Below are 24,055 nucleotides of genomic sequence, written 5' to 3' on the forward strand. Positions count from 1 at the left end.
GGTGGCCGTGTCGAGAAACAGAGCGAGCGCAGCCCCGAGGCTGCGCTGCTGGTAGCAGGTGGTGGGGATGGCCAGAAATGCATCTGCCAGAATGCGAACGCGCTCCCCCGGAATCTGTGACATAGACACTCCCAGAGTCTCCCGGCTGGGAGCGCTCTCCTGCTGTTATGCAGGTGCAACTCCTGAGCATCAGGCTCCACCAGGAATGGCGCCTGGGAGGTGTGTTGTAAGTCCGTTACCTCGGCAGGAAGCAGGTCAAATTCTTACGACAGTGGGCCGCTTTCCTGTTACCATAGGTCTCTAAATTATGCAGATTATAGATGTGGTTTTCTGGATGATGATCGTTGGTATTCCGGGTTTTCTTCTTTATGCCGGCATAGAAAAGCTTATCAAAAAATCTAATTCAAAGACAACAAACATCATATTTATCTCCCTTGCCTCATTCATACTTGTGGGCCTTGTTCTCAACTTTGCCGTTCTTGGTTGGCAAAGAAAGCAAACTCACAAGAGAGGAGAAGCAAGAGCGGCGTTGGCAGCGCCAAAAACATTCTCTCAAACTTTGGATGTAACAGATAGACAAAAAACATGGAAGGTCAAGCTTTCCGCCACAGCACTTGAGACTTACGTGGATTCTAATGAATCTGATGAGCTTAACATCATTGATTCAAATCGTGCAATAAAGGTTTCCTTGTCTGCTGAAGATTCTTCCACGCGCGGCACCACTTCTATTAGCGGACGACTGCTTGAAGAAGAACAGGAAGGAAACTGGCAAATTCAAACGTACGCTGGGGCGGGATATTACATTTGGGCGACCAATGAAATGGACACTACACCACCTGTCACGGTGGAATGCTTTGCCTCTGTTCCCTCGAAAAAGTCTCTGGACGAGGCCCGCAGCGTGTGCCTGAGCGCGCAGGCAGACATCATTTCTCCCGCCCAGTGACGTCGCTGCGGGTTGTTGTGGATCTCCCGCCCGTACGCCCCCTCAACTCGCTTGATCAGCTGACCGCTCCCGCAGAGGAGCACCCCCCATGCACAACAAACGCAGCAACGGTGACGGCAGCATCTGATCAGACGTAGCCGACTTTGGAAAGCACCGTTTGGTGCCTGTTCGAAGTGTCGTTCGCTGTTGAGCAGCCTAGCTTCGATGAAGAGCACATCAAGACTCAATTGACAGACTAAAGTTGACGCTCCAGTAGTGGCAAGTGGCCAGGGAGACTGTGGGCCGGGTGATGCCGCTTTGGGTGTGCATCTCAAAGGGTTTCTGGGCACGCGGTTGCCGCCCGAGGCGAATGCCCAGAGCATGAGTGGCTTCAAGCGCCACGCGACCCAAACCCTTGACCAAGGGCCAAAGTCAACCGATCTCACGGGTGGGGACGCGAAGGGTTTTCTCATCCCACTTCCCGCTTCAGTCAAGGTTGCCAGACGCGAAAAGAGACCTGCGCGGCCCAGGCGTGCCTAAACTACTCCCCAGTTATGCCCCTGACCCCTGCCGCAGCGCCCTTTGATGTGCTGGTCCTGATCGCCTGTGCCGGCCAGGCGGAAGCGGCCAGGCGCGTGCTGGCCGGGCTGACCCAGGCGCAGCCGGTCGCGGTCCTGATCGCGTGCCCGGCGGGGGCGGCCCAGGCCGGCGCAGCCCTGGAGGCGTGGCGCCCCCTGTCGCCGCTTCCCCTGCGCGTGGCTGAACACGGCACGGTGCTGGCGCCGGGGGCTGTCTATCTGGCGCCGCCGCACGACATTCTGGAAGTGCAGCCGGGACTGCGCTGCGCCCTGACCCCGCAGGAGGCCCAGGCGCCCCGGCGCCCGCTGGACCAGTTGCTGGGTTCGCTGGCCCTCAGTGCTGGGGCGCGTGCGCTGGTGGCCATCCTGAACGGCGCGGGGGACGACGGGGTGGCCGGGACGCGCGCCCTGCGGGGGGTGGGGGGAACGGTACTGGTGCAGCGGCTGGAAGGCGCGGCGCTGACCGATCAGCCGCTGGCCCAGGCGGCCACGCTGACGCTGTCGCCCAGCACGCTGGGACAGGTTGTGGCTGACCTGCTGGCCAGCGGCACCAGCACACCAGCCGAGGCGACAGCCGACGTGCGCGCCAGTGAAGAGAAGTACCGCGCGCTGTTCACCCAGATGGACGAGGCCTACGCGGTCGTGGAGGTTATGAAGGACGACACGGGGCGCTGGACCGATTTCCTGTTTCTGGAGGTGAACCCGGCGTTCATGCCACACACCGGGATGCCCTACCCGGTGGGGCGCACGGGGGCCCAGCTCCTGGGCACCCCCAACCCCCGCTGGGCCGAGTTGTACGGGCAGGTGGCCGAGACCGGGGTGGCCCTGCGCGTGGAGGAGGGCGAGCTGACACTGGGGCGGGTCTTTGACCTCAACATCTTCCGGCTGGGCGGGCAGGGCAGCCGTCAGGTGGCGGTGCTGTTTACAGACATCACCGAGCGCAAACGCCGCGAAGCCACCCGCGAGCTACTGGTCGAGCTGTCCAGAGACCTCAGTCAGCCCGCCAGCGAGGAGGCGCTGCTTCACACGGTGGGGGCCAAGCTCGTGGCCCACCTGGGGCTGACGTGTTACCACTACGTGGACGTGGACGAGGACCGCGCGGAGGTCACCATCCGCCACTTCTGGCACGCGCTGGCCGTGCCGCCGGTCCTGGGTACCTACCCCATCGCCGGCTTCATGGCGCCCGAGGGGCTGCGCCGCCTGCGGGCCGGGGCGTCGTCGGTGATTTCGGATGTCCAGAGCGAGCTGCCCGGGGACTCGGCGGCCACAGCGGCGCTGAAGGCCGGGGCCGACGCCCAGAGAATCGGCGCCTACGTGGCGGTGCCCTACAGCCAGGACGGGCGCTGGAAAGCCTATTTCACCGTGGCGCACAGCGAGGCGCGGCCGTGGACAGAGGGCGAGATTGACCTGATTCAGGAGGTGGCGGCGCGGCTGTTTCCGCGCATCGAGCGCGTGCGCGCCGAGGAAGCCCTGCGCGCCTCCGAGGCGCGTTACCGGAGCCTGGCCGAGACGGTGCCCGCCATCGTGTGGGAGAGCAGCGACGAGGCGGTGGACTACTTCAACCCGCGCTGGTTTACCTACACCGGGCTGGACCCGGCGGCCGGGCTGGGCGACGCGTGGCACCGCGTGGTTCACCCCGACGACGCGGCCGAAGCGGTGCGCCGCTCGGCAGAGGCCGCGAGCACGGGCGCGGTCTACGAGATGGACTACCGCCTGCGCCGCGCCGACGGCGAGTACCGGCGCCACCTCGCGCGCGCCGTGCGGGACCCCGCCACGGGCCGCTGGACTGGCACAGCGGTGGACATCCACGACCTGTCCGAAGCGCAGGCGGCGCTGCAGGCCAGCGAGACGCGCTTTCGCCAGTTCGCCGAGCACTCGGGCGACGTGCTGTGGGTGTGGAATGCCGCTGGCCAGCGGGTCGAGTATGTCAGCCCGGCGGTGGCCCTGGTGTGGGGCATGACACCAGAGCAGGTGATGGCCGATGTGGGCGTGCTGTACGCGGTGGTACACCCCGAAGACCGGGACTGGGCCACGGCGGCCATGCCCCGGGTGCTGGCCGGTGAGACGGTGGCGCAGGAATACCGCATCGTGCGGCCGGACACGGGCGAGGTGCGCTGGCTGCACGACACCGCCTTTCCCATCCGGGACGCCTCGGGCCACGTTCACCGCGTGGGCGGCATCGCCCAGGACGTGACCGAGCAGAAGGCGGCCGAGGCCGCCCTGCGCGAGTCCGAGGAGCGGCAGGCGTTTTTGCTGCGGCTCAGCGACGCGCTGCGGCCACTCACCGAGGCCGGGGCCATCGAGAACACCGCTGCCCGGGTGCTGGGCGAGCACCTTGGGGCCACCCGCGTCATGTACGCCGACATCGAGGGCGAACCCGGAGCAGAGGTGGGCACGCTGCGGGGGCAGTACCACGCCCCCGGGGCCCCCGCTGCGGCACCTTTTCCAGCGCGCTACCGCTACGACACCTACGGCGAGCGCGTGATGGCGCTTCGCCGCAGCGGCGAAACGATGGTGGTCACCGACGTGACCACCGACGCCCGTTTTGGCCCAGCCGAGCGGGCAGCGTGGGCCGGGGGCGGGGTACACGCCGCCGTGACGGTGCCGCTGGTGCGGGGCGGCCGTTTCGTGGCCGACTTCGGTGTGCAAAGTGACAAGCCCCGCGACTGGTCCGCGACTGAGGTTGCGCTGGTAGAAGCGACCGCCGAGCGCACCTGGGCCGCCGTGGAACGGGCCCGGGCCGAGCACGCCCTGCGCGTTTCTGAAGAGAAGTACCGCACGCTGTTTGACACGATGGCCGAGGGCTTTACCGTCTGCAAGGTGGAGCGTGACGCGGCGGGGCAGGTGGCCGACCTCCGGTATCTGGAAGTGAACCGGGGGCTGGAACGGCAGACCGGCCTGGACCGCCAAACCCTTCTTGGCCGGCGGCTGTCCGAGGTGCTCCCGGACGCCGACCTGCAGCGGTGGATGGCCGTCTACACCGCCGTGATTAACAGCGGTGAGCCAGCGACCTTCGAGGAATACACCGAGCTGCTGGACCGTTGGTTCGCGGTCAGTGTGTACCCGCGCCCCGGGGATGAGCTGATCGTGTTCTCCCACGACGTCACCGAGCGCCGACGGGCCGAGGACGCGCTCCGGGCCAACGAGGAGCGGCAGGCGTTCCTGCTGAGGCTGAGTGACACGCTGCGGCCACTTGCAGACCCCACCGAGATCATTGGCGTCGCCACGCGGCTACTGGGGGAAGGATTGAGGGCCAGCCGGGCCTACTACGCGGAATGGCCGCCCGGGACGGACCGTGTCGAGATCCGGCGCGACTACGCTGCGCCGGGCCTGCCGAGCCTCGTCGGTCACTACCCGATCGAGTTCTTTCGCTCCATCAATGAACGCTTCCGCGAGGGGCAGACCTGGATTGTCGAGGACGCGGCAGACGGGACGATTCCCGCAGCGGAGCGGGACTATTGCCTCGCGCACGGTGTGGCGGCCTGGGTGGACGTGCCGCTGCTCAAGGGCGGGGAGCTGCAGGCGGCACTGTTCCTTATCCAGGACACACCGCGACGCTGGAATGCGGCGGAGATCGCGCTGGTGGAGGAGACGGCCGAGCGCACCTGGGCAGCGGTCGAGCGCGCCCAGGCCGAGGAGGCCCGCCACGCCTCGGAAAGCCGCTTCCGCGCTGTGGCCAACCTCGTGCCTGACCTGCTGTGGGAGAGCCAGCCGGACGGGGCCACCACCTGGCACAACCAGCGCTGGCTGGACTACACCGGCCAGACCCTGGCCCAGGCCACCGGGTGGGGCTGGACAGAGGCCATTCACCCCGAGGACCGTGGCGGCTCCCTGGAGCGCTACCGGCAGGCGGCGCAATCGGGCCAGCCGCTGCGGCATGAGCACCGCATCCGCCGCCACGACGGCGCGTACCGCTGGTTCGTGGTCAACGCCTTTGCCCTGCGCGACGACCACGGGGCGGTGGTCCGGGTGTACGGCGCGGCCACCGATATCCACCACCTGCGGGTCAAGTCCGCTGTTCTGGAAGCCCGCGTGGAAGAGCGCACGCGCCAGCTGTCGGAACTGAACACGGAACTGGCCTCCCGCACCCGGGCACTGGAGGCGTTTGCCGATCTGACCCGGAGCCTGAGCGCGCACCTGGACCCCTACGCCCTGATTCAGCGGGGGCAGGAGGTGGCCCTGTCGCTGCTGCCGGGCGCCTCGGCCACCTACGCCGAGCCAGAAGGGCGCTGGTGGCGTCTACGCAGCCAGGTGGGCGACCTGCGCAACCCCGAGCTTCAGGCGGCGCTGCTTGCAGGCCTGGAACGGGGCCGTACCCCCAGTCTTGACCAGCCCTGGGACAGCGGCGAGCCGCTCTTTCAGGGCCAGGACATACTTGGCACCGACGGGCCCGGCGCCGTAGACCACGCCACGCCGGCCACCGCGACGCTGCCGCTGCTGGTGGGGGGCCGTCCGCTGGGGGTCTTTGCTGTGACGCTCCACCAGCAGCGGGCGTGGTCGGGGGCAGACCGGGCTGTACTGAAGACGGTGGTGCGCAACCTGGGGCTGGCCCTGGAACGCGCCGAGGCGGTGCGCGCCCTGGCCGAGGAACGCGACGCGCTGGGCACCTTCGCCCACTTTGCCGAGCAAGCAGCCGAGATTCAGGAGGTGCCGACCCTGGCCCAGCACGCCACCGAGGTGCTGCAGCAGGTCCTGGCCCCGGACTGCGCGGCGTACCTTGAGCGGGAAGGCGAGGTCTGGCGGCTGCACCACCCGTCCGGCCCGTTGACGCCCGAGCTGGAGGTGGCCCTGCGCCAGGGCGTGCCCGCTGATCTACCGGAGTACGCCGTTCCGGGCGAGCGCCAAGAGCCTGTCTTTTTCGAGCACGGGGACGCCGGTGAGCCGCCCTCTGGGCGCCCAGCAGCGATCGCCGCCTACCCCCTGTTTCCCCAGGATCACCCGGCCGGCATGCTCAGCATGGTTGCGCGCGACCGGCCCTCGTGGACGGTGCGCGAAAAAGCGGTGTTCCGCGCGGTGGGCGACAGCTTCCGTCTGGCCCTGGAACGCACGGCCCAGCTGCAGCAGATCAAGCGCCAGCGCGAACGTCTGGCGGACCTCAACGCCGAACTGGGCACCCTGATCACCCGCACGGCGCACAACCTGGAGGCCCCGGCCCAGAAACTCGGGCCTCTGCTGGGGCCTGGGCCATCGGCGGAGACGCCGCTTGACGGCCTGTCCCCCTACGACCCGGCGCTGCTGCGCGACGAGATCACGCGGCTCAAGGGGGTGGCCGAGGACCTGCGGCAACTGGCGCGCCTGGAGGTGCATCCCCTGGCCAGAGAGCTGCTGCCGCTGGGCGAACTGCTGGCGGCCGTGCGCGAAGGCCTCTCGCTGCCGCCTGGTCGGCAGGTGGACTGGCAGGTCGCGCCGCTGCCCATCGTGCGGGGGGACCGGGCGCTGCTGGGTCAGGCCCTGACCGTGCTGATGGACTTTACCTTGAGTGCCACGCGTGGGGCCCGCTACGTCACGGTCAGCAGCCACGAGGTTGAAGGCGAAGTCCATGTCACGGTGGAAGATGACGGCGTCGGCCTGACCGCAGAGGAAGCCGCCACCCTCTTTGATCTGGCGGTGCGCACCGATCAGAGCGTGCCCATTCTGGAGGGCAGCGGCCTGCTGCAGGTGCGGCGCATCATGGCCCGGCACGGCGGCTGGGCCTGGGCCGAAGTGCGCCGGGGCGGCGCCGTGGTGCTGGCGTTTCCCCGGGACGAGGCGGTTACGGCGCTGGAAACCCTCTTCCGGGATGAATGGCCCGGTGGGTGACACAGCGGCTGTGGGGCAGTGGCTGGCTGAAGGCGCGGCTCAGCGCAGGCCCCGGCCGGTGTGGTCTCTTTGCTCTGGACCCTTCTCGCATACCCTGCGGCCTCTCCCAGGGGCGGCGGGGCCCAGCAGAGGAACGAGAATAGTGTAGCCAGTTAGTTCACAGGATTCTTGGGCCCGGAACACCAGAAGGTCGCACCCTGCTTCCTCTTTCCATTTGCCCACGCTCACCCGCTGAAGCGTCCGCACAGGGGCTGGTCTACGGCAAACCCACACTGAAGAGAATGTCGTCCACAAGGCTGGCAAGGGCGTTTTTCCGCTCTCTCTCCTGCCGGGCTGCGCCGCAGCTTGGCCAGTCCGCTCGAATTGGGTTGCGTTTGCCCGCGCTTCCGTCAAAAAAAGGGAAGAGCCCTCTTCAGCAAGCCGTCCCCGCTGACCTGTTGGAACTGTTCGCCGCATTAATGGCTTCGTTCGCCCCTCAACGGCTCTGGGTACATCCTGGGTCGGCTTCGGGGCCCTTCATCAAACAGGCTCCTGTCCAGGTTCACCTTCGCCCGACGAAGCTGACCCCCCCGTGTCATCCAGCACCAGCCTGAAGTCTTTGACAACTTCAGGGACATACACGACCGTCCGTGGTCTGTGCCTCCCGCTCCTGGGCGGGTCGGAACGTTCGGCCCTCCTGGCGCAACTGCTGCCAGATCTCTTCCAGACTGGCGGGCGGTTCTGGCCACGGAGAAGCCGCCGGCACCAGCCGCTCAAGGCGCCAGCGCCAGAGTTCCGGCAACCGGGTCTGGCTCAGCAGGGCCCCGGCCAGCCGCTGGGCTTCCTCAGGGCGCGCGGCCGCTGCATTCGCCTGGGCACACCGCAGCAGCCCCAGCATCTGCAGGCGGGGGCTCATGCGGTCCACCGAACGGTCAACGCTGCGGGCCAGGTACGCCTGCACGCCCCGCTCCTCGCGCACCCGGGTGGCGCAGTACAGCAGGTGAATGGTGAGTTCCGGGCTGCCGCTGCCTTCTGGAACCCGGTCGCGCATCAGCGCCACAAAGCTGCGACAGGCGGCCTCGGCGCTGTGGGGTTCCCCCCTGGCCTCGGCCACCTGGGCCTGACAGCGCAGCAGCATGCCCAGCAAGCGGGGATCACTGTGCTCGTTCAGCAGGCGGCGCATCTCGGCCAGATCCTCCTCGGCGGCTGGCACCTGCAGATCATCCAGGGCGTAGCCCAGCCGCAGCATCAGACTGTTGACCGCTCCGTGGTGGTGGTCAATGGCCCGGTACACGCGCGCCGCTTCCTGAAGCAGGCCATCGCGGGAAGGATTGCGCCGCCGCCGCGCCTGATACTCCTGCTGCATCAGGCAACCGGCATAGAGATCCAGCACGCCGGCCGCCCTGGCCTGCGGCGTTACGGTGTCCAGCAGGTCTGATCCCCCCTCACCCTGACGCCGCGCCCACAGGTAGGCCCATTCCACCGGCAGGCGCACGGCCCAGGCCGCCTGCTCGCGCGCGTCCTCAGGGCCCAGCAGGGTCACGGCCTCGTCCAGCGCCGCGCGCAGGGGGCCGGGTTCCGGCGCTGTTCGCTGGCGCTGCCACGCCAGGGCCAGGCCGCTGTGCAGCAGGCCAACGCCGTCCCCCCAGGTCATGAACGCCGTCATCAGGGCCGACAGGCGCGCGGCCCCGTCACGGGTCAGACCGTGGGCCAGCTCATCCTGCACCTGCAGCAACTCCAGGTACGCCAGCACCTGCGCCTGCACGGGCGTGGGGTCGCGCCAGCACCCCAGCAGCGCCGTGCGGGCCGAGGCCAGGGTGTCGGTCCACACAGGCGGCAGAATCTCGCGCAGCTTGCGCACCGTGACCAGGGTGCGCAGCAGCTCCAGCAGCACTTCACCCCTGGCGCGGCGTACGCCCCACGCCCACGCCGCGCCCAGGTTGTCGGCCTCGGCGTCCAGGGTGGCCAGCCCCTCGCGCTGCGCGCCGGCCACGAGACCCGGGCGAACAGCGCGCGCCAGCGCACCATAAAATGCGGCATGCCGCGCCTGTAAGGCCTCGGCCTCTTCCGGGCCCGTGCGCTGCGTGGCCGCAAACTGGCACACCAGTGGGTGCAGGTGAAAGCGTCCCTGTGCATCCCGCCGCACCAGCGCGCGCCCCTGCAGGCCCACCAGCGTGGCAAAGGTGGCCCCCGCCACCGCCTGGGCCGCGTCACTGCAAAACGACCCGGTCAAAACGGACAGGCGGCACAACACCTCGCGCTCCTCTGCAGGCACATGGCGCCAGATGTGCTGCAACACGGCCTGCAGGCTGACGTGATGGGCGGCGCGGCCCGGCAGCAGCGGCACATCCGCGCCCTCTCGGGCCAGTTTCACCACCTCGGCCAGGGGCACGAAGCGCAGGCTGGCGGCCAGCAGTTCCAGGGCCAGCGGCAGGCCCTCGGTCAACTGGCCCACCGTGACCAGCAGCGCCCGGTCTTCAGGTGCCGGCCGCCACTGCGGGTTGGCCTGCTGCGCGCGCGCGACAAACAGGGCCAGCGCTGGCACACGCAGCAGCGCGTCCAGGGGCAGGCTGGCGTCTGTGGGCCAGGGCAGACCGTGCAGGGGCGAGATCCACTCGGCCGCGTGCCCCAGCGCTTCTTGCGAGGTGAGCAGCAGTTTCAGCCCCGGCGCCTCCAGCAGGGCGGTGACGTGCGCCAGCATGGCTGGCCGCCGCTCGCCCAGCAGAGGTTCCAGACTGTCGAGGACCACCAGCATTTGCCGGGTGCTCAGAAAGCGGCGCACCTGCGGCCAGAGGGGCTCGTCTGGCGTCACGCGCAGCCCCAGGGCCCGGGCCAGATGGCCGGGAAGTTGCTCCGGCTCTTCCAGCAGGCCCAGATCCAGTTGGACGGTGCCGTCTGCAAAGTCGGCCCGGAGCGCCGCGCTGGCCCGCTCCGCCAGCCAGGTTTTGCCACTTCCGCCCAGGCCCACCACTGTCAGCAGCCGGCACTCGGGACGGCGCAGGGCGTCCGTCACCGCCTGCAGGTCTACGGTGCGCTCCAGCCCCGGGGTGCCGGTGGCGGGCGGGGCAGCCGGCCCCGCACGGCGCGCGCCGCCCAGCTGCCGGAACAGGTCGTCGGTGCGGTCCAGGGGCTGACCGCCGACCTCGCGGGCCAGGGCCCCCGCAAAACGCTGGTAGGCCTGCACGGCAACCTGCGCGGCACCGGGCCAGCGCACCCCCAGCCGGAGAAGGTCCTGCAGGGCGTCCTCGTCGTCGGGCGCCAGGGCCAGCATGTTCTCCAGCAGGGTCAAGGCTTCCTCGGGTCGCCCCGCCGCCTCCAGCGTTCCCAGGTGCCGCCTCGCCGCACTCTTCCAGGCGTCCTCAAGCTGCGTGCGCTGGGCGTGCAGCCACGCTTCAAAATCCGGGGCGCCACTGGGCTGCAGTCCCTGCACAAAAGGCCCCTGGTAAGCGCGCAGTACCCCGGGCCAGTCGCCCGCGCGGTAGGCCCGGCGCAGCTGCTGCACGTCGCTCTGCAGGGGAAGGTGCAGGGCGCCCCCCTGCGCACTGATCGCCTGACCCCAGGGCGCCTGCCGCAGGCGGTGCAGCAGCACCCGCAGGTTGTTGCGGGCGTCGCGCTCGCTCTTGTCGGGCCAGAACACACCCAGCACTTCATCGCGCGTGGCGTGACCACCTTGCGCCGTCAGGTACGCCAGCAGCCACAGGCGCTGATCGTAGGGCAGCCGCCAGCGGTGAACGCGGGGCGGCCCCAGCAGCAGCACTTCAGGATGGGTCACGCGGGGCCAGCCTCCTTCCGAAGGCTGGATCTGCCCCAGGCAGCGGGTGCGGCCACCAGGGTTCGTCTGTCCTTCAGGGGAAGGGCCAGCATAGCAGGCGCCGGCGCGCTCCGCGTTACCCGGCCTGCTCCCGCCCGAAAAGGCGCTGCCTCCTGCAGCCCAGGGCGGCCGCCCCCAGCGCGCTTCTCTGCCCCTTGAAGACTGGGCAGACCTTCCCCGTTGGTCCGGCTGGGCCACTCTGCGCCCTGCGTGGACCCGTGCCGCAGAGGAATGCAGCAGAGGCACGAGGGGAAAAGTCCCCCCATGCCCCCGTGCCTGCGCTCCTCCAGCTCAGCGCGAGCCCAGCCCGCAGCTGTTTTACGACCCGCTCAGGCAGGAAAACGTATTGATGCGGCAAAAATCCACGCCGTCGAGTTCATTGTCAGAGCCGTCCGAGACCACAAGGTAAACGCTCAGGGTCTTGCCGCTACTAATGGTGGATTCGCCTTCCTGTGGCACCACGATATAGGTCTCTTCGAGGTCCTCGGCGGCCGCTTCGTTCAGCACCCGCGTCAGGAAACCGCCGTTCTGAACCCCGATAGGTGGCAGTCGCAGGGGCCGGTCGGCGCCGCCCAGACTCACCCGCAGGGCCCACGACGACGCGTCCAGGCCGCTGCTGTTGGTGATGGCAAACCGCACCAGACGCTCACCGCTCTGCACCCCAGCCTGCCGCTTGAGGCTGCTGTCCGTCACCTCGGTCATCCGAACGGTAAAGGGCGTGTCGCTGGTGCGCTCGTACTGAAGCCGCAGGGCGTACTTGTCCAGGTAGCTCAGCTCGCTGCCGGCCCCCACATAGCGGTGAACGGTCTGCGAATCGGTGGCCGGATCGGACGAGAGGTTGTGGTAACGCCGGGCCTGCTTCTGAAACAGCTGCTGCACCCTGGGGTCGTCGCGCAGCGTAAAGCGGAAATCCGACGCGTCGTCGTAGTGCATGATGGACATAAAATCGTAGTGCCCGGTCGGGTTGCGGCTGCTGTCCACCGCCTTTTCCGATTGATCGGTATCGAACGTCACCCTCAGGAACGTGTCGCGGTCGGCGCGGGTCTGCTCGTGTTTAAAGCCCAGGCTGTGCATCATCTCGTGCCGGATGGTGCGTGCGCTGGCCTGGCTGCCCAGCGCAATCCTGGCCGAGATCAAGCTGGAGCCGCGCGAACTCCAGCCCGTGCTGCCGCAGCGGCAGTCGCTGCCGTTGGACACGAAGCGGACCATGCTGTCGCTTTCGGAACTGGTCCGGCTCCATCTGACCGCCGTTTCTGCGTTGTAGTACGAGACGGCGTCCTGAATGCGCGTGCGGACCTCGCTGGGCAAAGACGGGCTGAGAAAGTAGGTGATGGGCCGCGACTTCCAGGTGTCCCCGGTGGTGACCGCTTGCCCGGTCAGTGTCGGCGCTGCTGGAAAGTCGCTGGACCGCCCAAGAATCATGCCCCCGTAAACCAGGTAGCCCTGATGCTCCTGGGCCTGCACCAGCTGCGCTTCCCGGTCTAGGGGAAACCGCACGGCAATCTGGCGCACAGGAGCCCCGGCCGGCACATCATGCGCGTCAAACGGCGCAGAGGGGCCCGACCCGCTGTTCACTGCGGCACCCGACTGGGCCGCGCCCACTCCAGGGGCCTGCTGGCCACAACCCGCCAGGGCCAGGGTCAGGCCCACCGACAACATGAACGCCACAGATTTGTCCATAACCTGCCTCCTTGAAACATCAGCGGCGCGGGCTGACGTGACTGGCCTCTGGGGTCAGTCGTCCCGTCAGCCGCCCTTGGCCGCTGCGCCGCAGGCCCCTACCGGGAACCGTTCAGCGATGCGACACCGTAGACCAGGGGGCATTAGCCGAGCATTATTCAGCCGAGCCTCACCATGTCGTCACGCCTGCCAGCGAGGTTCAAGCCCTCTGCGGGCTGCACTGAAGCGTGTGGCCACCGAAGGCATGATGGGGCGCCCTGGGTTTCGCGGTGCGCTGAACGAGGACGGCCTGCACGGCGCCGCCGCCCTTCACCACGCGACCTCACCGGTGCCCGGGACCGCCCACATCGGCGCGCCTTTTATCGCAGTCGCCCGGGGAAGTCGAGATGCGCCAGATTCCTGACCGCTCACCACCGCATTCCCTCACAGACCGCTGGCCTCTCACAGCGGTCTTCCGTTCCGCCAAGGGGAGGACGGGACCCCCTGAACTCCATTCCAACCGCTGTCTGTTGTGGTCACTCGCTCTGCTTCGCAGCTTGGCAAGTCCACTCGCCCTACAAGACCTGAAGGTGAAGCCTTCAGGTCTTATGGTTACCGCTCTCAGATCAGCGACTGCAGCGCCCGCACCAGCACCGCATTCTGCGCCGGGGTGCGGGTGCTCACGCGCAGGTGGCCCGGCAGGCCGTAACTGCTGCAGTCGCGCACCCGCAGGCCCTGGGCCAGCAGCGCCGCCGCCACGGCCGGGGCCTCCTCCACCGCCAGCGTCAGGTACGGCGTGCCGTGGTGCGCCACAGGCCCCAGCTCACCCAGGGCGCGGGCCAGGGCCTGGGCTTCGGCCTGCACCCGGGGCAGGGTGGCGGCCAGGAACCCCTGGGCGGGCGGCAGCGCGGCCAGCAGGGCGGCGGTGCCAGCGGGGAGGTGCCACGCCGGGGCGAGGTTATCCAGGCGCGCCACCACCTCTGGGGCGGCCAGCGCGTAGGCGGGGCGGGCCCCCACCAGCCCGTGGGCCTTGCCCGGCGAGAGCAGCCGGACAGTGGCGGGATGACGGGGCCCAGTTCCGTCCCCCGCCGGAGCGCCAGGGGCCAGAAACGGGGCATACGCTTCATCCACGATCAGCAGGGCCCCGGCCTGCGCGCAGGTCTGGGCCAGAGCCTGCTGATCCAGAGGGCTCAGCGTGTGGCCGGTGGGGTTGTGGGGCTGGCCCACATAAACCAGCGCGGTGCCCGGCGGCACCCGGTCCGGCCGCTCGGACACAATCAGCACCTCGGCGCGCGCCAGGGCCGCCGCGCGGGCCAATTCGCCAAACGGGGCGTGCAGGCTCAGCAGTGTGCCGCCCGGGGGCACAAAGGCGCGCGCCAGCCGGTGCAGCAGGTCCGAAGCCCCCACCGAGAGCGCCACCTCGTCTGGGGTCACGCCGTGCCAGTGCGCCAGCGCCTCGCGCACCCAGCGGTACGAGGGATCGGGGTAGTCCGCATGGTCGGCGTCCCGCACCGCCCGCAGCAGCGCGGGATTGGGCCCGTAAGGGTTGGTGTTCACGCTGAAATCCAGCCCGGTAAAGGCCGTGGCCGTGGGGCCCCCATGCGGCGCCCGGGGCACCAGGGGCGGAAGGTCGCTATGGAGGGCTTCAGGCATGCCCGCTGTGTCAGGCACGGCGCCTCCGGGGCGGCCACAGCAGGGCCAGCACGGCCAGCCCCAGGGTCCGCCGGGCCAGGGCCAGGGCGGGCGGCAGGTCGTCCGGGGTGGGGGGCCGGCCCCCGGCGCCCAGCACGTACACCCCGCGTTTGTCCAGGCGCAGGCCCAGCACCCCGGCGAAGGCGCTCATGGGGTGTCCGGCGTTGGGGCTGGGGGTGGCGCGGCGGTCCCGGAGCCACACCGGCCAGCTGGCCCGCCGCCCGCCGGCCAGCAGCGCGCACAGCGCCGTCAGCCGGGCCGGAGCCAGATTCAGCAGGTCGTCGGCGTGGGCGGCCACTTTGCCGGGCCATTCCAGGGCCGGGGTGCGGTAGCCCCACAGGGCGTCGGCGGTGTTTGTCAGGCGGTAGGTGGCCGCCAGTCCCAGGCCCCCCACCCGGAAGGCCAGCAGCGGCGCCACCACGCTGTCCGACAGGTTTTCCGCCAGACTCTCGATGGCCGCCCCCGCCACCTCCGAGGCGCTGAGGTCCGAGGTGTCCCGGCTGACCAGATGCCACGCGAGCAACCGCCGGGCTTCGGGGAGGTCCCCGCGCTGCAGGGCCGCGTGAACCTCGCCCACGGCGGCAAAGAGGGCGCGCCGGGCCAACAGGGGCTTGAGCACTGCCGCCTGAACTGGCCACGGCCAGCGCCCGGCGAGGTGGCCCCCAGCCGCCGCCAGCCCCGCCCCCAGGGCCCAGCTGGCCGCGCCCTGGACCAGTTGGCCGGCCGGTGGGGCGGGCCGCCAGCGGCGCCGGGCGAAGCCCAGGTACGTGCCCATCCAGACCACCGGGTGCCAGCGGGTGGGTGGCTCGCCCAGCGTGTCCAGGGCGAGCGCCAGCAGCAGCGTGCGCCGCCTCACCGGCAGGCCGCCACCAGCCGCCGGGCCAGTGCGGGCTCGGCCGCCAGATGCAGGTGCAGGTAACTGGCCAGCACGTTCCCGGCCGCGTAGCCCTCGGTCACGGGCTGCCCATCCCCGCCCGTCCAGCGGTAGGCCGGCTGGGTGGGGGCGTGGGTCAGCACCGAGTGGTGGAATTCGTGGCCCCGCAGCACGGTCCCCGCCGGGGCCAGCACGGACGGCGCCAGGGCGGTGGCCTCGCGGTAGCCCAGGGTGAGACCCGGGGTCATACGGGTGTGGTAGGGCACCACGCCGCACATCTCGAACTGGGTGCCGGCCTCGTCTTCCAGGGTTTCGCCCAGGTACATCAGGCCGCCGCATTCGCCCAGCACCGGGCGGCCAGAGGCGGCAAACGCCCGCACCGCCCCGCGCATGGAGCGGTTGGCGCTAAGCGCCGCCGCGTGCACTTCGGGGTAGCCGCCGCCCAGCAGCAGGCCGCTCACCCCGGGCGGCAGCCCCGCGTCGCGCAGAGGGCTGAACGGCACAAGATCGGCCCCGGCCAGGCGCAGTTCGTCCAGCGCATCGGGGTAGTAGAAGTGAAAGGCCTCGTCGTGGGCGTAGGCCAGCCGCACCCGGGGACCGTTCACCCCGGGCGCTGCTGGCTGGGGCAGGGCGGGCGCCTGCGCGGCAGCCAGCAGCGCGTCCAGCCGCAGATGCCCGGCCGCCGCCAGCACCGCCGCCTCGTCCCAGGCGGTCAGTTCCGCGCTCAGCAGGCCCAGGTGCCGCGAGGGCAAGGCCAGCGCCTCGGTGCGGGCCACGAAACCCAGAACCGGCAACCCCACGCCTTCCAGCGCGGCCTCGCACAGCGCCGCGTGGCCGGGGCCACCCACGCGGTTCAGAATCACGCCCGCCACGCGCAGATCGGGGCGAAAGTCGCGCAGGCCCGCCGCCACGGCCGCCACCGTGCGGGCCATGCCGCCCGCGTCAATCACCAGCACCACTGGCGCGCCCAGCAGCGCGGCCAGTTCGGCGGTGGAATGCTCGTCGCTGGTGGGGTCGCGGCCGTCGTACAGGCCCATGACCCCTTCCAGAATGCTGAGGTCGGCCCCTGCCGCCGCGCGGGCGAACAGGTCGCGGGTGCGCGCCGGGCCCAGCAGAAACGAATCGAGGTTGCGGGTGGCCTGCGCGGCAGCGCGGGTCAGGTGCGTGGGGTCCAGGTAGTCGGGCCCCAGTTTGAAGGGCTGCACCCGCAGCCCGCGCGCCCGCAGCGCGAGGCACAGCAGGGCCGCCACCGTCGTCTTGCCGCTGCCGGAATGCGGCGCCGCGATCACCAGCCGGTTCATGGACCAGGGCTCCTCACGCTCAGTACTCAATGCCCTGCTGGCCGCCAATCCCGGCCTCGTAGGCGTGCTTGACAGGCTGAATCTCGCTGACCGTGTCGGCCAGGGCGATCAGCTCGGGCAGGGCGTCGCGGCCGGTGATCACCACATGCAGGTTCGGATCGCGGGCCCGCAGCACCGCTTCGACCTCGGGCCACGCCACCCAGCCGTACTTGAGGGGATAGGTGAATTCGTCGAGCACGATCAGGTCGTGTTCACCCGCCTCAATCGCCGCCCGCGCCAGCGTCCAGCCGTGGGCAGCCAGTTCGGCGGAATTCTCCAGATCGCGGGAACGCCACGTCCAGCCGTCGCCCAGCCCCTGGCAGGGAATGCCCAGCTTGTCCAGCGTGCGGTGCTCGCCAAACTTGGCGGTGTCGTGCTTGAGAAATTGAAACAGCTTCGTGGTCAGCCCCCGGCCGTGGGCGCGCATCATCAGGCCCAGGGCGGCGGTGGTTTTGCCCTTGCCCTTGCCGGTGTTCACGATGATCAGGCCGCGCCGCCCCTTGCTGATGCCTTCGCGTTTCTTGTATTTGTCGCGCTGCTCGGTCAGTTCCTGCATCGCCTGGGCGCGGCGCTGTTCGGTGGTGGGCTGTTCAGTGGTGAGCGGATCGGCGGGCTGGTGGGCGGGGTCGGTCATTTCAGGGCCTCCGGGTGCAGCAGGCGGATCAGGGTGCGCAGGGCCAGCGGCAGGCGGGGCCCCGGGCGCGACAGGGCGTCGAGTTCTTCCCTGGTGGGCTGGTACACCCGGCCGCTCTGCACAGCCGTCAGGCCCGGCCAGCCCGGCCGCAGGCGCGCGTCGTTCAGGCTGGGGCCAATGATCACCTGGGGGTTACTTTTCACAATCAGTTCCGGGTCCAGCCGGGGAAAATCGCCCAGCGCGGCAGGCACGATGGTGCGCCCGCCCGCCTTGGTGATCAGCGTGCCGATAAACGAGTTCGGCCCCACCGAGTACGGCGAGGGGTCAATCTCGTAGTAGGTGCTGACCCTGGGGCGCCCCGCCACGGTCTGCTGCAGGACGGCCAGCTCGGCACGCATGGTGGTGATCAGCCGGGTTGCGCCCTGCTCACGGTTGGTGAGCTTGCCCAGCACCGCAATCTTCTCGAAGACCTCGTTGTAGGTCTGCGCGCTGCCGCCGTACACCGTCAGGCCCGCCTGCGCCAGTTTCTCGGTCAGCCGGGAACCCGATGATTCATCGGCCAGCACCAGATCGGGCTTCAGGGCCAGGATGGCTTCGATGTTCGGCTGGTAGGCGCTGCCCAGCTTTGGCAGGGCGGCCACCACGTTGGCCGGGTAGGTGCTGAAGCGGTCCACCCCCACCAGCCGGTCGCCCGCGCCAATGGCGATCAGGGTCTCGGTGTGCGAGGGCAGCATGGCAATCACCCGCCGGGGCTCGGCCTTCAGGGTGACCGCGCGGCCCAGATCGTCGGTCATGGTCAGCGGGTACCGGGTGGCGGCGGCCGTGGCCCCCAGCAGCAACAGGGCGGGCACCAGCAATTTCAAACGGCTCATCACAACTCCAGCAGGCAGGAACGACGATCAGCCGGGGTGGACCAGCCAGCAAGAGCCCACCCTGGCCGGGGCCGGAGTGGGCCGTTCACGCGCGGCGGCTGCGCGCAGATACAGGCAACTCGGAGCTGGCCCTCTGATGGCGAGAGGTGTTCGCCGCGTGGGCGAACGTCCCTGAGAGGCATTCGGGCTGACAGGGTGGCGGGCGCCACCAGACTGATTACCGCTGCGCAACAGCGCCGGACTGGGCCGCGTGGGGCCTTCACCGGACTTCCCCTGGCTCAGGTGCGCCCAGGGTAGCAAATGCGGTTCGTCATGCAGCGCCCCCGCAGGCGCCGGGCGAGCGTGCACCCCCTCTGACCGCGCTGCCTAGCCTCCCATAGGCCGACAGGCCAGCGTGCTGGCCGGGAGGCGTGGCCCGGGGGCTGACCCTGCCCGGCTGGTCAAAGCGCTGCTGCCGCGATTCAGGGTCTGAACCCAGCCCTCGGCAGGGCGCTGCTTGACTTCGAGCGCACTCGAAGGCGTACGGTGCCCCCATGGCCCAGCCCCCGCTGCCCCTCAGCATTCAGGACGCCGCCGCGCACCTGGGCGTCAGTGCCCACACCCTGCGCTACTACGACCGCGAAGGGCTGCTGGCGGTGCCGCGCGGCGGTGGGAGCAAACGCCAGTACACCAGCGCGGAACTGGGCCTGCTGCGCATGCTCATTCGCCTGCGCCGCACCGGCATGGGCATGGCCGGCCTGCGCGAATTCAGCCGCCTGATCCGGCTGGGCGAGGCCGGCGTGCCCGCGCGCCGGGCGCTGCTGGTGGCCCATGAACAGGCGGTGGTCGCGCAACTGGGGGCCATGCAGGGCGACCTGCAGGCCATCCGCGACAAGATCGCGCTGTATGACCACCTGCACCCAGAGGTGGCCCCGGCCCCCTCCCCCGCCCCGCTGGCCGAGCCCGTGACGTCCTGACGCTTACCCCCCTTCGCCCCACCCCGCCCCAAGGAGGCCCCGCATGACCAGTCCCGCCACCCCCCTGCCCACCCGCCGCCTGCGTGACCTCACCGTGTCTGCCCTGGGTCTGGGCTGCATGGGCATGAGCGCCTTTTACGGCCCCCGCGACCAGGACGAGAACCGCCGCACCCTGGACCGCGCCCTGGACCTGGGCGTGACCTTCTACGACACCGCCGACATGTACGGCCCGCACACCAACGAAGAACTGTTAGGCGACTGGCTGCGCGGCAAGCGCGACCAGGTGGTGCTGGCGACCAAGTTCGGCATTGTGGCCGACCCCAGCGTGCCGGGCGGACGGCGCGTCAACGGCCGCCCCGAGTACGTTCGCCAGGCCGCTGAAGCCAGCCTGAAGCGCCTGCAAACGGATCACATCGACCTGTACTACCTGCACCGCGTGGACGCCGACACCCCCATTGAGGACACGGTGGGGGCGATGGCCGAACTGGTGCAGGCCGGCCTGGTGCGTGCTCTTGGCCTCAGCGAGGTCAACCCCGACACCCTGCGCCGGGCCCACGCTGTGCATCCCATCACGGCCCTGCAAAGCGAATACTCGCTCTGGACGCGCGACCCCGAACAGGGCGTGCTGGCGACCTGCCGTGAACTGGGGGTAGGGTTTGTGCCCTACAGCCCGCTGGGGCGCGGCTTCCTGACCGGCGAGATCCGGCGCCCGGAAGACCTGGCCGAGGATGACTTCCGCCGCCACAACCCCCGCTTCCAGGGCGAGGCCTTTGGGCATAATCTGGCGCTGGTGGCCACCGTGCAGCGTCTGGCCGCCGAGAAGGGCTGTACGCCCTCGCAACTGGCGCTGGCCTGGGTGCTGGCCCAGGGCGAGGATCTGGTGCCCATTCCCGGCACCAAGCGGGTGAAGTACCTGGAAGACAATCTGGGCGCCCTGAACGTTCACCTGTCGCCCGACGAGCTGGCCACTCTGGACGCTGCCTTCCCGCTCGGTGCCGCACAGGGTGACCGCTACCCCGACATGCGCACCGTGAATCGCTAACACGCACACCACAGCATCCAGCCCACTCCGGTCAAAGGGAGTGGGCTGGGTTGTTTCGCTGCAGTGGGGTGCCTTAGCCTGGCCGTTTCAGGCTCAGGCGGGCGCGCAGGTCACGCACTACAGTGGCCTTCTGCCCGCTGCTGATGCCCTTGATGGCCCAGGCTTTGATTTCCAGCGGGTCTTCCAGGCCCTCGTCCAGCGCCAGACGCAGGGTATCAAGTTCCTGCAGCTTCAGATCATTGCGCAGCAGAAAGGTCAGAGTGCGCATCACTTCTTCCACCTGTTTCTCGCGCGGCTGGGCCCGCAGGCGGACATCTTCATCCACTTCCTCCTCAGAAGCTCCAGAAGGGGCCTCAAAGAGGGTGGGCTGAGGATTTCCCCGTGTGCCCTTCCGCTGGGCCTTGGCGGCCGGTTTCTGAGCCGGCACGGGCTCTTCAGGAACCAGGTACTTGCCTGGGTTCTTCAGGACATCCACGAAGAAGGCGGGTTTCGAGCGGGGTTTGTAGCCGGTGCCCAGGATGATCTTGCAGCGGTCCACGGCGTCCTCCACCGCGCCCTCGCCGTGTTCGCGCACCAGTTGCAGGGCGCGGGTCTGTGTCACGCCCAGTTCGGCCAGTTCCTGCAGCAGTGCCGGGTCGGGTGGAATGAAGGCCTCGCCAAAGGTGTACTGCAGCATTTTTTTCTTGCCGCGCCCCAGGTACTCCACGCTTTTCAGGAAGCCTTTTTCCAGCAGTTCTTCGTGCGCCGCGTCCAGGGTGCGCTGGGCCATGCTGGGACGGTCAGTCACGATCTTGCAGGCTTCGGCCCATTCCATCAGACCCACCTGATAGGCCATCGCCACAGCGTCCGGGTTTTCGGGGTCGCGGCGCTGGGCGTCCAGCAGGCGGTACAGCGCGCGGGTGGGGGGTCGGCGCAGCGTCTGCATGAACGACAGGTCCAGCGACTTCAGGTAGCCCGCGCGCACACTGCGGGCGATTTCCTGCGGCAGCGTGATTTGCAGCACGCTGGTGGCGTCCAGTTTGTCGGCCTGCCCCGAGGTGAAGGCGATGCGGTCAATGTACCGGAAGTTCACGTTCGTCCAGCGGCCACGTGGGTGGTCGCGCCAGCCCTCAGAGATGAAGTAGGTCGTGGTGGTCAGGCGCTTGAGACTCTCGTCCAGGGCACTGTAGTACCGGCCGCTGGTGTCCAGGCCCGCCATCTGCAGCAGCTGGTAGGGCGTGCAGGTCACCACGCCGTCAGGGGGCGAGCCCTGGTCAATGTACAGGTTGACCAGGGCGGCGCTGATATCGGTGTCAATACCGTGTGGCACGCCATATTCGGGCAGGGCCTGGCAGGTCACCCGGTAACGGCGGTCGCCGTCTTCGAGTTCCACACTCCAGTCGCGGTAGTCGGCGGGGATGCGTTCTTGCACGCTAATCAAGCTCAACCGGGCGATGTTGAGTTCGTCGAAGCGTTTGATTCCCTTGTCTGCCACTGCCCCCCCTGTTGTTGTTTTTCTTTTAGATCTTTTTATCTGTTTAAAAGATATATGTTGACAACAACAAGCGGCCGGGGCGATCCTGCGCCAGGACGGCATTCTCAGGGCAAAACGGCGCAAGTTGTCCGATAGTTTGGCGCAAGTTGTCCGATAGTTTTGACCCCTTTTCGGCGCAAGTTGTCCGATAGTGCCAGGGCAAACGGCGCAAGTTGTCCGATAGTTTTGGCGCAAGTTGTCCGATAGGTAGATCTTGGAAACGGCGCAAGTTGTCCGATACTTCTGAAGCAAAACGGCGCAAGTTGTCCGATAGTTGAGGGCGAAACGGCGCAAGTTGTCCGATAGGTTGAGTAACACGCGGCCTGCTGAGATTGCGGCCGTGCTGGACAGCTCTACCATTCAAACGGCGCAAGTTGTCCGATAGTGGGCCTTCCAAAAATGGCGCAAGTTGTCCGATAGGTAGAATAAAGGTTAAAAACATACTTAAAATCATAAAATCTGTCTACGGCGAATAATATGATGCTGCCTGTCAGGTCATTCGCCTCGTCGTCTGTCAACTTCAGCACCTTCTGACTTAATTCCTACCCTTGCCTCCGAACTGACTTCTCGCCTCATTCGAAAATGGCGCAAGTTGTCCGATACTTCCCCGGTCTGCTCGTCACGTGACGAGCACCCCATACGGAGAAGAGGCAAAAACGCAGAAAACGCGCTAGGCTGGGGCTCAATGCGCACACTGACGCTTTTTAACCATGCCGGCGGGGTTATGAAATCCAGCCTGACCCGCGATGTGGGCCACACGTTGGCGGCGGCCGGGCAGCGGGTGCTCCTGATTGATCTGGACCCGCAGGCCAACCTGACCGACTGGCTGGGCGTCAGCGGGGTAACGCGCGATCAGACGGTATTTAACACCGCCACGCGGGGCGACGGGCTGCCCACGCCCATCCGCGTTCATGATCTGGACGTGCTGCCCAGCGATGTATCGCTGGCCCTCGCCGAGGGGCAGATGCTGGGCGTGGTGGGCGCACACCTGCACCTGCGGCAGGCCCTGGCCGAGTGGAAGGACCGCTACGACGTGGCGCTCATTGACAGCCCGCCCAGCCTGGGACAGCTGTCCATTCTGGGTGCACTGGCGGCAGATCATCTGATCGTGCCGGTGCCCACTCGCCAGAAAGGCATGAATGCCCTGGCTGGTCTGGGCGAGGCGATGGCCACCTACCGTAAGCTGCGCCCCGATCTCACCGTGGCGCTGTACGTGCCCACCCTGTACGACGCGCGGCGCTCGCATGACCGTGAGGCCTATGCCGCCCTGAAGGAGTTGCTGAGTCCACTGGCCAGCCCCATTGCTGACCGGGGCGCGGTGTGGAACGACAGTGCCAGCGCCGGGCAGCCAGTGGGCGTGTATGCGCCGGGCAGCCCGGTTCACCGCGACGTGCTGCGGGTAACGGCTGAAATTGCCAGGGCCACGGGCCTGAACGTGAACATTGAAGGGGCGCCGGCATGACCCGCAAAGCCCGGCCGGTCATCGGCGCGCGCCTCAGTGGTCTGGTGGCGGGGGTGGACGCCCTGGCCCAGCCAGCCGCCACCACACTGGCGGTGGGGCAGCTGCGCCCCGGGACCTTTCAGCCCCGGCTGCATTTCAGCGAACAGAGCCTCGCTGACCTGACCGCCAGCATTCAGGAGCAGGGGGTGCTGCAGCCGCTGCTGGTGCGTCCGGTGGGCGGCGGCTATGAAATTGTGGCTGGGGAACGCCGCTGGCGCGCGGCGCAGCAGGCGGGCCTGGGCGAGGTGCCAGTGCTGATTCGCACGCTGGATGACCGGGAAGCCCGGCTGGCGGCGGCGGTGGAGAACCTGCAGCGCGAGGACCTGAACGTGATGGAAGAGGTGCGCGCCAAACTGCAGGTGGCCGCCGTGACCCTGGGCGTGACCGAGGACGCCGCCGTGGCCCGCATGTTCGCCCTGGACCGTGCCCCCGATGCCGAGCCGGAACTGGTCTCTGCTCTGGACACGGCCTTCAGCGCCCTGGGCCGCGAATCCTGGCGCAGTTTTATTCGCAACCGCGCCGCGCTGCTGAACCTGCCCGAAGATGTGCAGGCGGCGGTGCGGGCGGGGCTGGACTACCGCAAGGCGCTGGTGATCGGCCGCGCTGAAGTGAACGAGCGGCCTGGGCTGATTCGGGAAGCGCTGGCGGGCGCCACCGTGGCCCAGTTGCGTGACCGGGTGCGCGGCCAGAGCCCGCAGGCGGCGCCGGACCTATCGCAGGCGGTGGCCCGGCAACTCCGCGACCGCCGTGCCCTGGCCCGGCTGGACGACCGACGCCGCGCCAAGGTGCAGAAACTGCTGCAACAGCTGCAGGAACTGTTGGCGCTGGAATAGGCCACAGGTGTTGGGGGCTGACTGATTGGAGCAACTCCATCGGCCAGCCC

15 protein-coding genes and 1 pseudogene are annotated in these 24,055 nt (G+C 68.6%); 6 read left to right on the forward strand and 10 right to left on the reverse strand.

The genetic code is table 11. From position 1 onward, the window contains the following. Positions 1 to 129, reverse strand: a pseudogene (locus KMW22_RS15545) (IS701 family transposase); the annotation flags it as partial. A gap of 178 nt (positions 130 to 307) precedes the next feature. On the opposite strand from KMW22_RS15545, the gene KMW22_RS15550 reads away from it, so the two are divergent. Beyond that, positions 308 to 943 carry a hypothetical protein gene (locus KMW22_RS15550; RefSeq protein ID WP_221090941.1) on the forward strand — a complete coding sequence of 212 codons (636 nt, stop codon included), beginning with the start codon at positions 308 to 310 and terminating at the stop codon, positions 941 to 943. A 533-nt stretch (positions 944 to 1,476) separates the two neighbouring features. Continuing rightward, the gene (locus tag KMW22_RS15555) at positions 1,477 to 7,299 is read left to right on the forward strand and encodes a PAS domain S-box protein (protein WP_221090942.1); all 5,823 of its coding nucleotides are present in this window, start codon (positions 1,477 to 1,479) and stop codon (positions 7,297 to 7,299) included. 607 nt (positions 7,300 to 7,906) lie between these two features. Here the strand turns inward: KMW22_RS15555 and KMW22_RS15560 are convergent. From KMW22_RS15560 to KMW22_RS15590, 7 genes are all read right to left on the reverse strand, one after another. Beyond that, complete coding sequence (locus KMW22_RS15560) at positions 7,907 to 11,050, reverse strand: ATP-binding protein (protein ID WP_221090943.1); 3,144 nt, start codon at positions 11,048 to 11,050, stop codon at positions 7,907 to 7,909. A 357-nt stretch (positions 11,051 to 11,407) separates the two neighbouring features. Next, entirely contained in the window at positions 11,408 to 12,769 is a 1,362-nt protein-coding gene (locus KMW22_RS15565; protein ID WP_221090944.1) for a M12 family metallopeptidase, read from the reverse strand. 600 nt (positions 12,770 to 13,369) lie between these two features. Next, positions 13,370 to 14,401 carry an aminotransferase class I/II-fold pyridoxal phosphate-dependent enzyme gene (locus KMW22_RS15570; RefSeq protein ID WP_221090945.1) on the reverse strand — a complete coding sequence of 344 codons (1,032 nt, stop codon included), beginning with the start codon at positions 14,399 to 14,401 and terminating at the stop codon, positions 13,370 to 13,372. 10 nt (positions 14,402 to 14,411) lie between these two features. After that, positions 14,412 to 15,296 (reverse strand): CobD/CbiB family cobalamin biosynthesis protein, encoded by an 885-nt coding sequence (locus KMW22_RS15575; protein ID WP_221090946.1) that lies wholly within the window; start codon positions 15,294 to 15,296, stop codon positions 14,412 to 14,414. Further along, entirely contained in the window at positions 15,293 to 16,615 is a 1,323-nt protein-coding gene (locus KMW22_RS15580; protein ID WP_221090947.1) for a cobyrinate a,c-diamide synthase, read from the reverse strand. Before KMW22_RS15580 ends, KMW22_RS15575 begins: the two co-directional genes overlap by 4 nt. A 19-nt stretch (positions 16,616 to 16,634) precedes the next feature. Continuing rightward, complete coding sequence (gene cobO / locus KMW22_RS15585) at positions 16,635 to 17,288, reverse strand: cob(I)yrinic acid a,c-diamide adenosyltransferase (protein ID WP_221090948.1); 654 nt, start codon at positions 17,286 to 17,288, stop codon at positions 16,635 to 16,637. Then, entirely contained in the window at positions 17,285 to 18,160 is an 876-nt protein-coding gene (locus KMW22_RS15590; RefSeq protein ID WP_221090949.1) for an ABC transporter substrate-binding protein, read from the reverse strand. The genes cobO and KMW22_RS15590 overlap by 4 nt, the downstream gene beginning before the upstream one ends. 533 nt (positions 18,161 to 18,693) lie before the next feature. On the opposite strand from KMW22_RS15590, the gene KMW22_RS15595 reads away from it, so the two are divergent. Together KMW22_RS15595 and KMW22_RS15600 are read left to right on the forward strand one after the other, a co-directional pair. Next, positions 18,694 to 19,116 carry a MerR family transcriptional regulator gene (locus KMW22_RS15595; RefSeq protein ID WP_221090950.1) on the forward strand — a complete coding sequence of 141 codons (423 nt, stop codon included), beginning with the start codon at positions 18,694 to 18,696 and terminating at the stop codon, positions 19,114 to 19,116. Between the two features lie 43 nt (positions 19,117 to 19,159). Then, a complete protein-coding gene (locus tag KMW22_RS15600) occupies positions 19,160 to 20,158 on the forward strand; it encodes an aldo/keto reductase (RefSeq protein ID WP_221090951.1) in 999 nt (332 codons plus the stop codon). A gap of 73 nt (positions 20,159 to 20,231) precedes the next feature. Here KMW22_RS15600 and KMW22_RS15605 read toward each other — a convergent pair whose 3' ends face one another. Continuing rightward, positions 20,232 to 21,632, reverse strand: coding sequence for a replication initiator protein A (locus tag KMW22_RS15605; RefSeq protein WP_221090952.1), 1,401 nt, complete (start codon positions 21,630 to 21,632; stop codon positions 20,232 to 20,234). A 43-nt stretch (positions 21,633 to 21,675) separates the two neighbouring features. Continuing rightward, on the reverse strand, positions 21,676 to 22,113 hold the full coding sequence (locus tag KMW22_RS15610) for a hypothetical protein (protein ID WP_221090953.1): 438 nt from the start codon (positions 22,111 to 22,113) through the stop codon (positions 21,676 to 21,678). 243 nt (positions 22,114 to 22,356) lie between these two features. Here KMW22_RS15610 and KMW22_RS15615 point away from each other — a divergent pair, with 243 nt between their 5' ends. Together KMW22_RS15615 and KMW22_RS15620 are read left to right on the forward strand one after the other, a co-directional pair. Then, positions 22,357 to 23,133, forward strand: coding sequence for a ParA family protein (locus tag KMW22_RS15615; RefSeq protein ID WP_221090954.1), 777 nt, complete (start codon positions 22,357 to 22,359; stop codon positions 23,131 to 23,133). After that, on the forward strand, positions 23,130 to 24,005 hold the full coding sequence (locus tag KMW22_RS15620) for a ParB/RepB/Spo0J family partition protein (protein ID WP_221090955.1): 876 nt from the start codon (positions 23,130 to 23,132) through the stop codon (positions 24,003 to 24,005). Before KMW22_RS15615 ends, KMW22_RS15620 begins: the two co-directional genes overlap by 4 nt. The last annotated feature ends 50 nt before the right edge of the window (positions 24,006 to 24,055 follow it).

The organism is Deinococcus aquaedulcis (assembly GCF_019693445.1).
Taxonomy (GTDB): Bacteria; Deinococcota; Deinococci; order Deinococcales; family Deinococcaceae; genus Deinococcus; species Deinococcus aquaedulcis.

What these genes read in the sequence shown, in the direction of transcription:
- KMW22_RS15550 (WP_221090941.1), top strand. Translation starts at nt 308, where the DNA reads ATGCAGATTATAGATGTGGTTTTCTGGATGATGATCGTTGGTATTCCG.
- KMW22_RS15555 (WP_221090942.1), top strand. Translation starts at nt 1,477, where the DNA reads ATGCCCCTGACCCCTGCCGCAGCGCCCTTTGATGTGCTGGTCCTGATC.
- KMW22_RS15565 (WP_221090944.1), bottom strand. Translation starts at nt 12,769, where the DNA reads ATGGACAAATCTGTGGCGTTCATGTTGTCGGTGGGCCTGACCCTGGCC.
- KMW22_RS15570 (WP_221090945.1), bottom strand. Translation starts at nt 14,401, where the DNA reads ATGCCTGAAGCCCTCCATAGCGACCTTCCGCCCCTGGTGCCCCGGGCG.
- KMW22_RS15580 (WP_221090947.1), bottom strand. Translation starts at nt 16,615, where the DNA reads ATGAACCGGCTGGTGATCGCGGCGCCGCATTCCGGCAGCGGCAAGACG.
- cobO (WP_221090948.1), bottom strand. Translation starts at nt 17,288, where the DNA reads ATGACCGACCCCGCCCACCAGCCCGCCGATCCGCTCACCACTGAACAG.
- KMW22_RS15590 (WP_221090949.1), bottom strand. Translation starts at nt 18,160, where the DNA reads ATGAGCCGTTTGAAATTGCTGGTGCCCGCCCTGTTGCTGCTGGGGGCC.
- KMW22_RS15595 (WP_221090950.1), top strand. Translation starts at nt 18,694, where the DNA reads ATGGCCCAGCCCCCGCTGCCCCTCAGCATTCAGGACGCCGCCGCGCAC.
- KMW22_RS15600 (WP_221090951.1), top strand. Translation starts at nt 19,160, where the DNA reads ATGACCAGTCCCGCCACCCCCCTGCCCACCCGCCGCCTGCGTGACCTC.
- KMW22_RS15610 (WP_221090953.1), bottom strand. Translation starts at nt 22,113, where the DNA reads ATGTTTTTAACCTTTATTCTACCTATCGGACAACTTGCGCCATTTTTG.
- KMW22_RS15615 (WP_221090954.1), top strand. Translation starts at nt 22,357, where the DNA reads ATGCGCACACTGACGCTTTTTAACCATGCCGGCGGGGTTATGAAATCC.
- KMW22_RS15620 (WP_221090955.1), top strand. Translation starts at nt 23,130, where the DNA reads ATGACCCGCAAAGCCCGGCCGGTCATCGGCGCGCGCCTCAGTGGTCTG.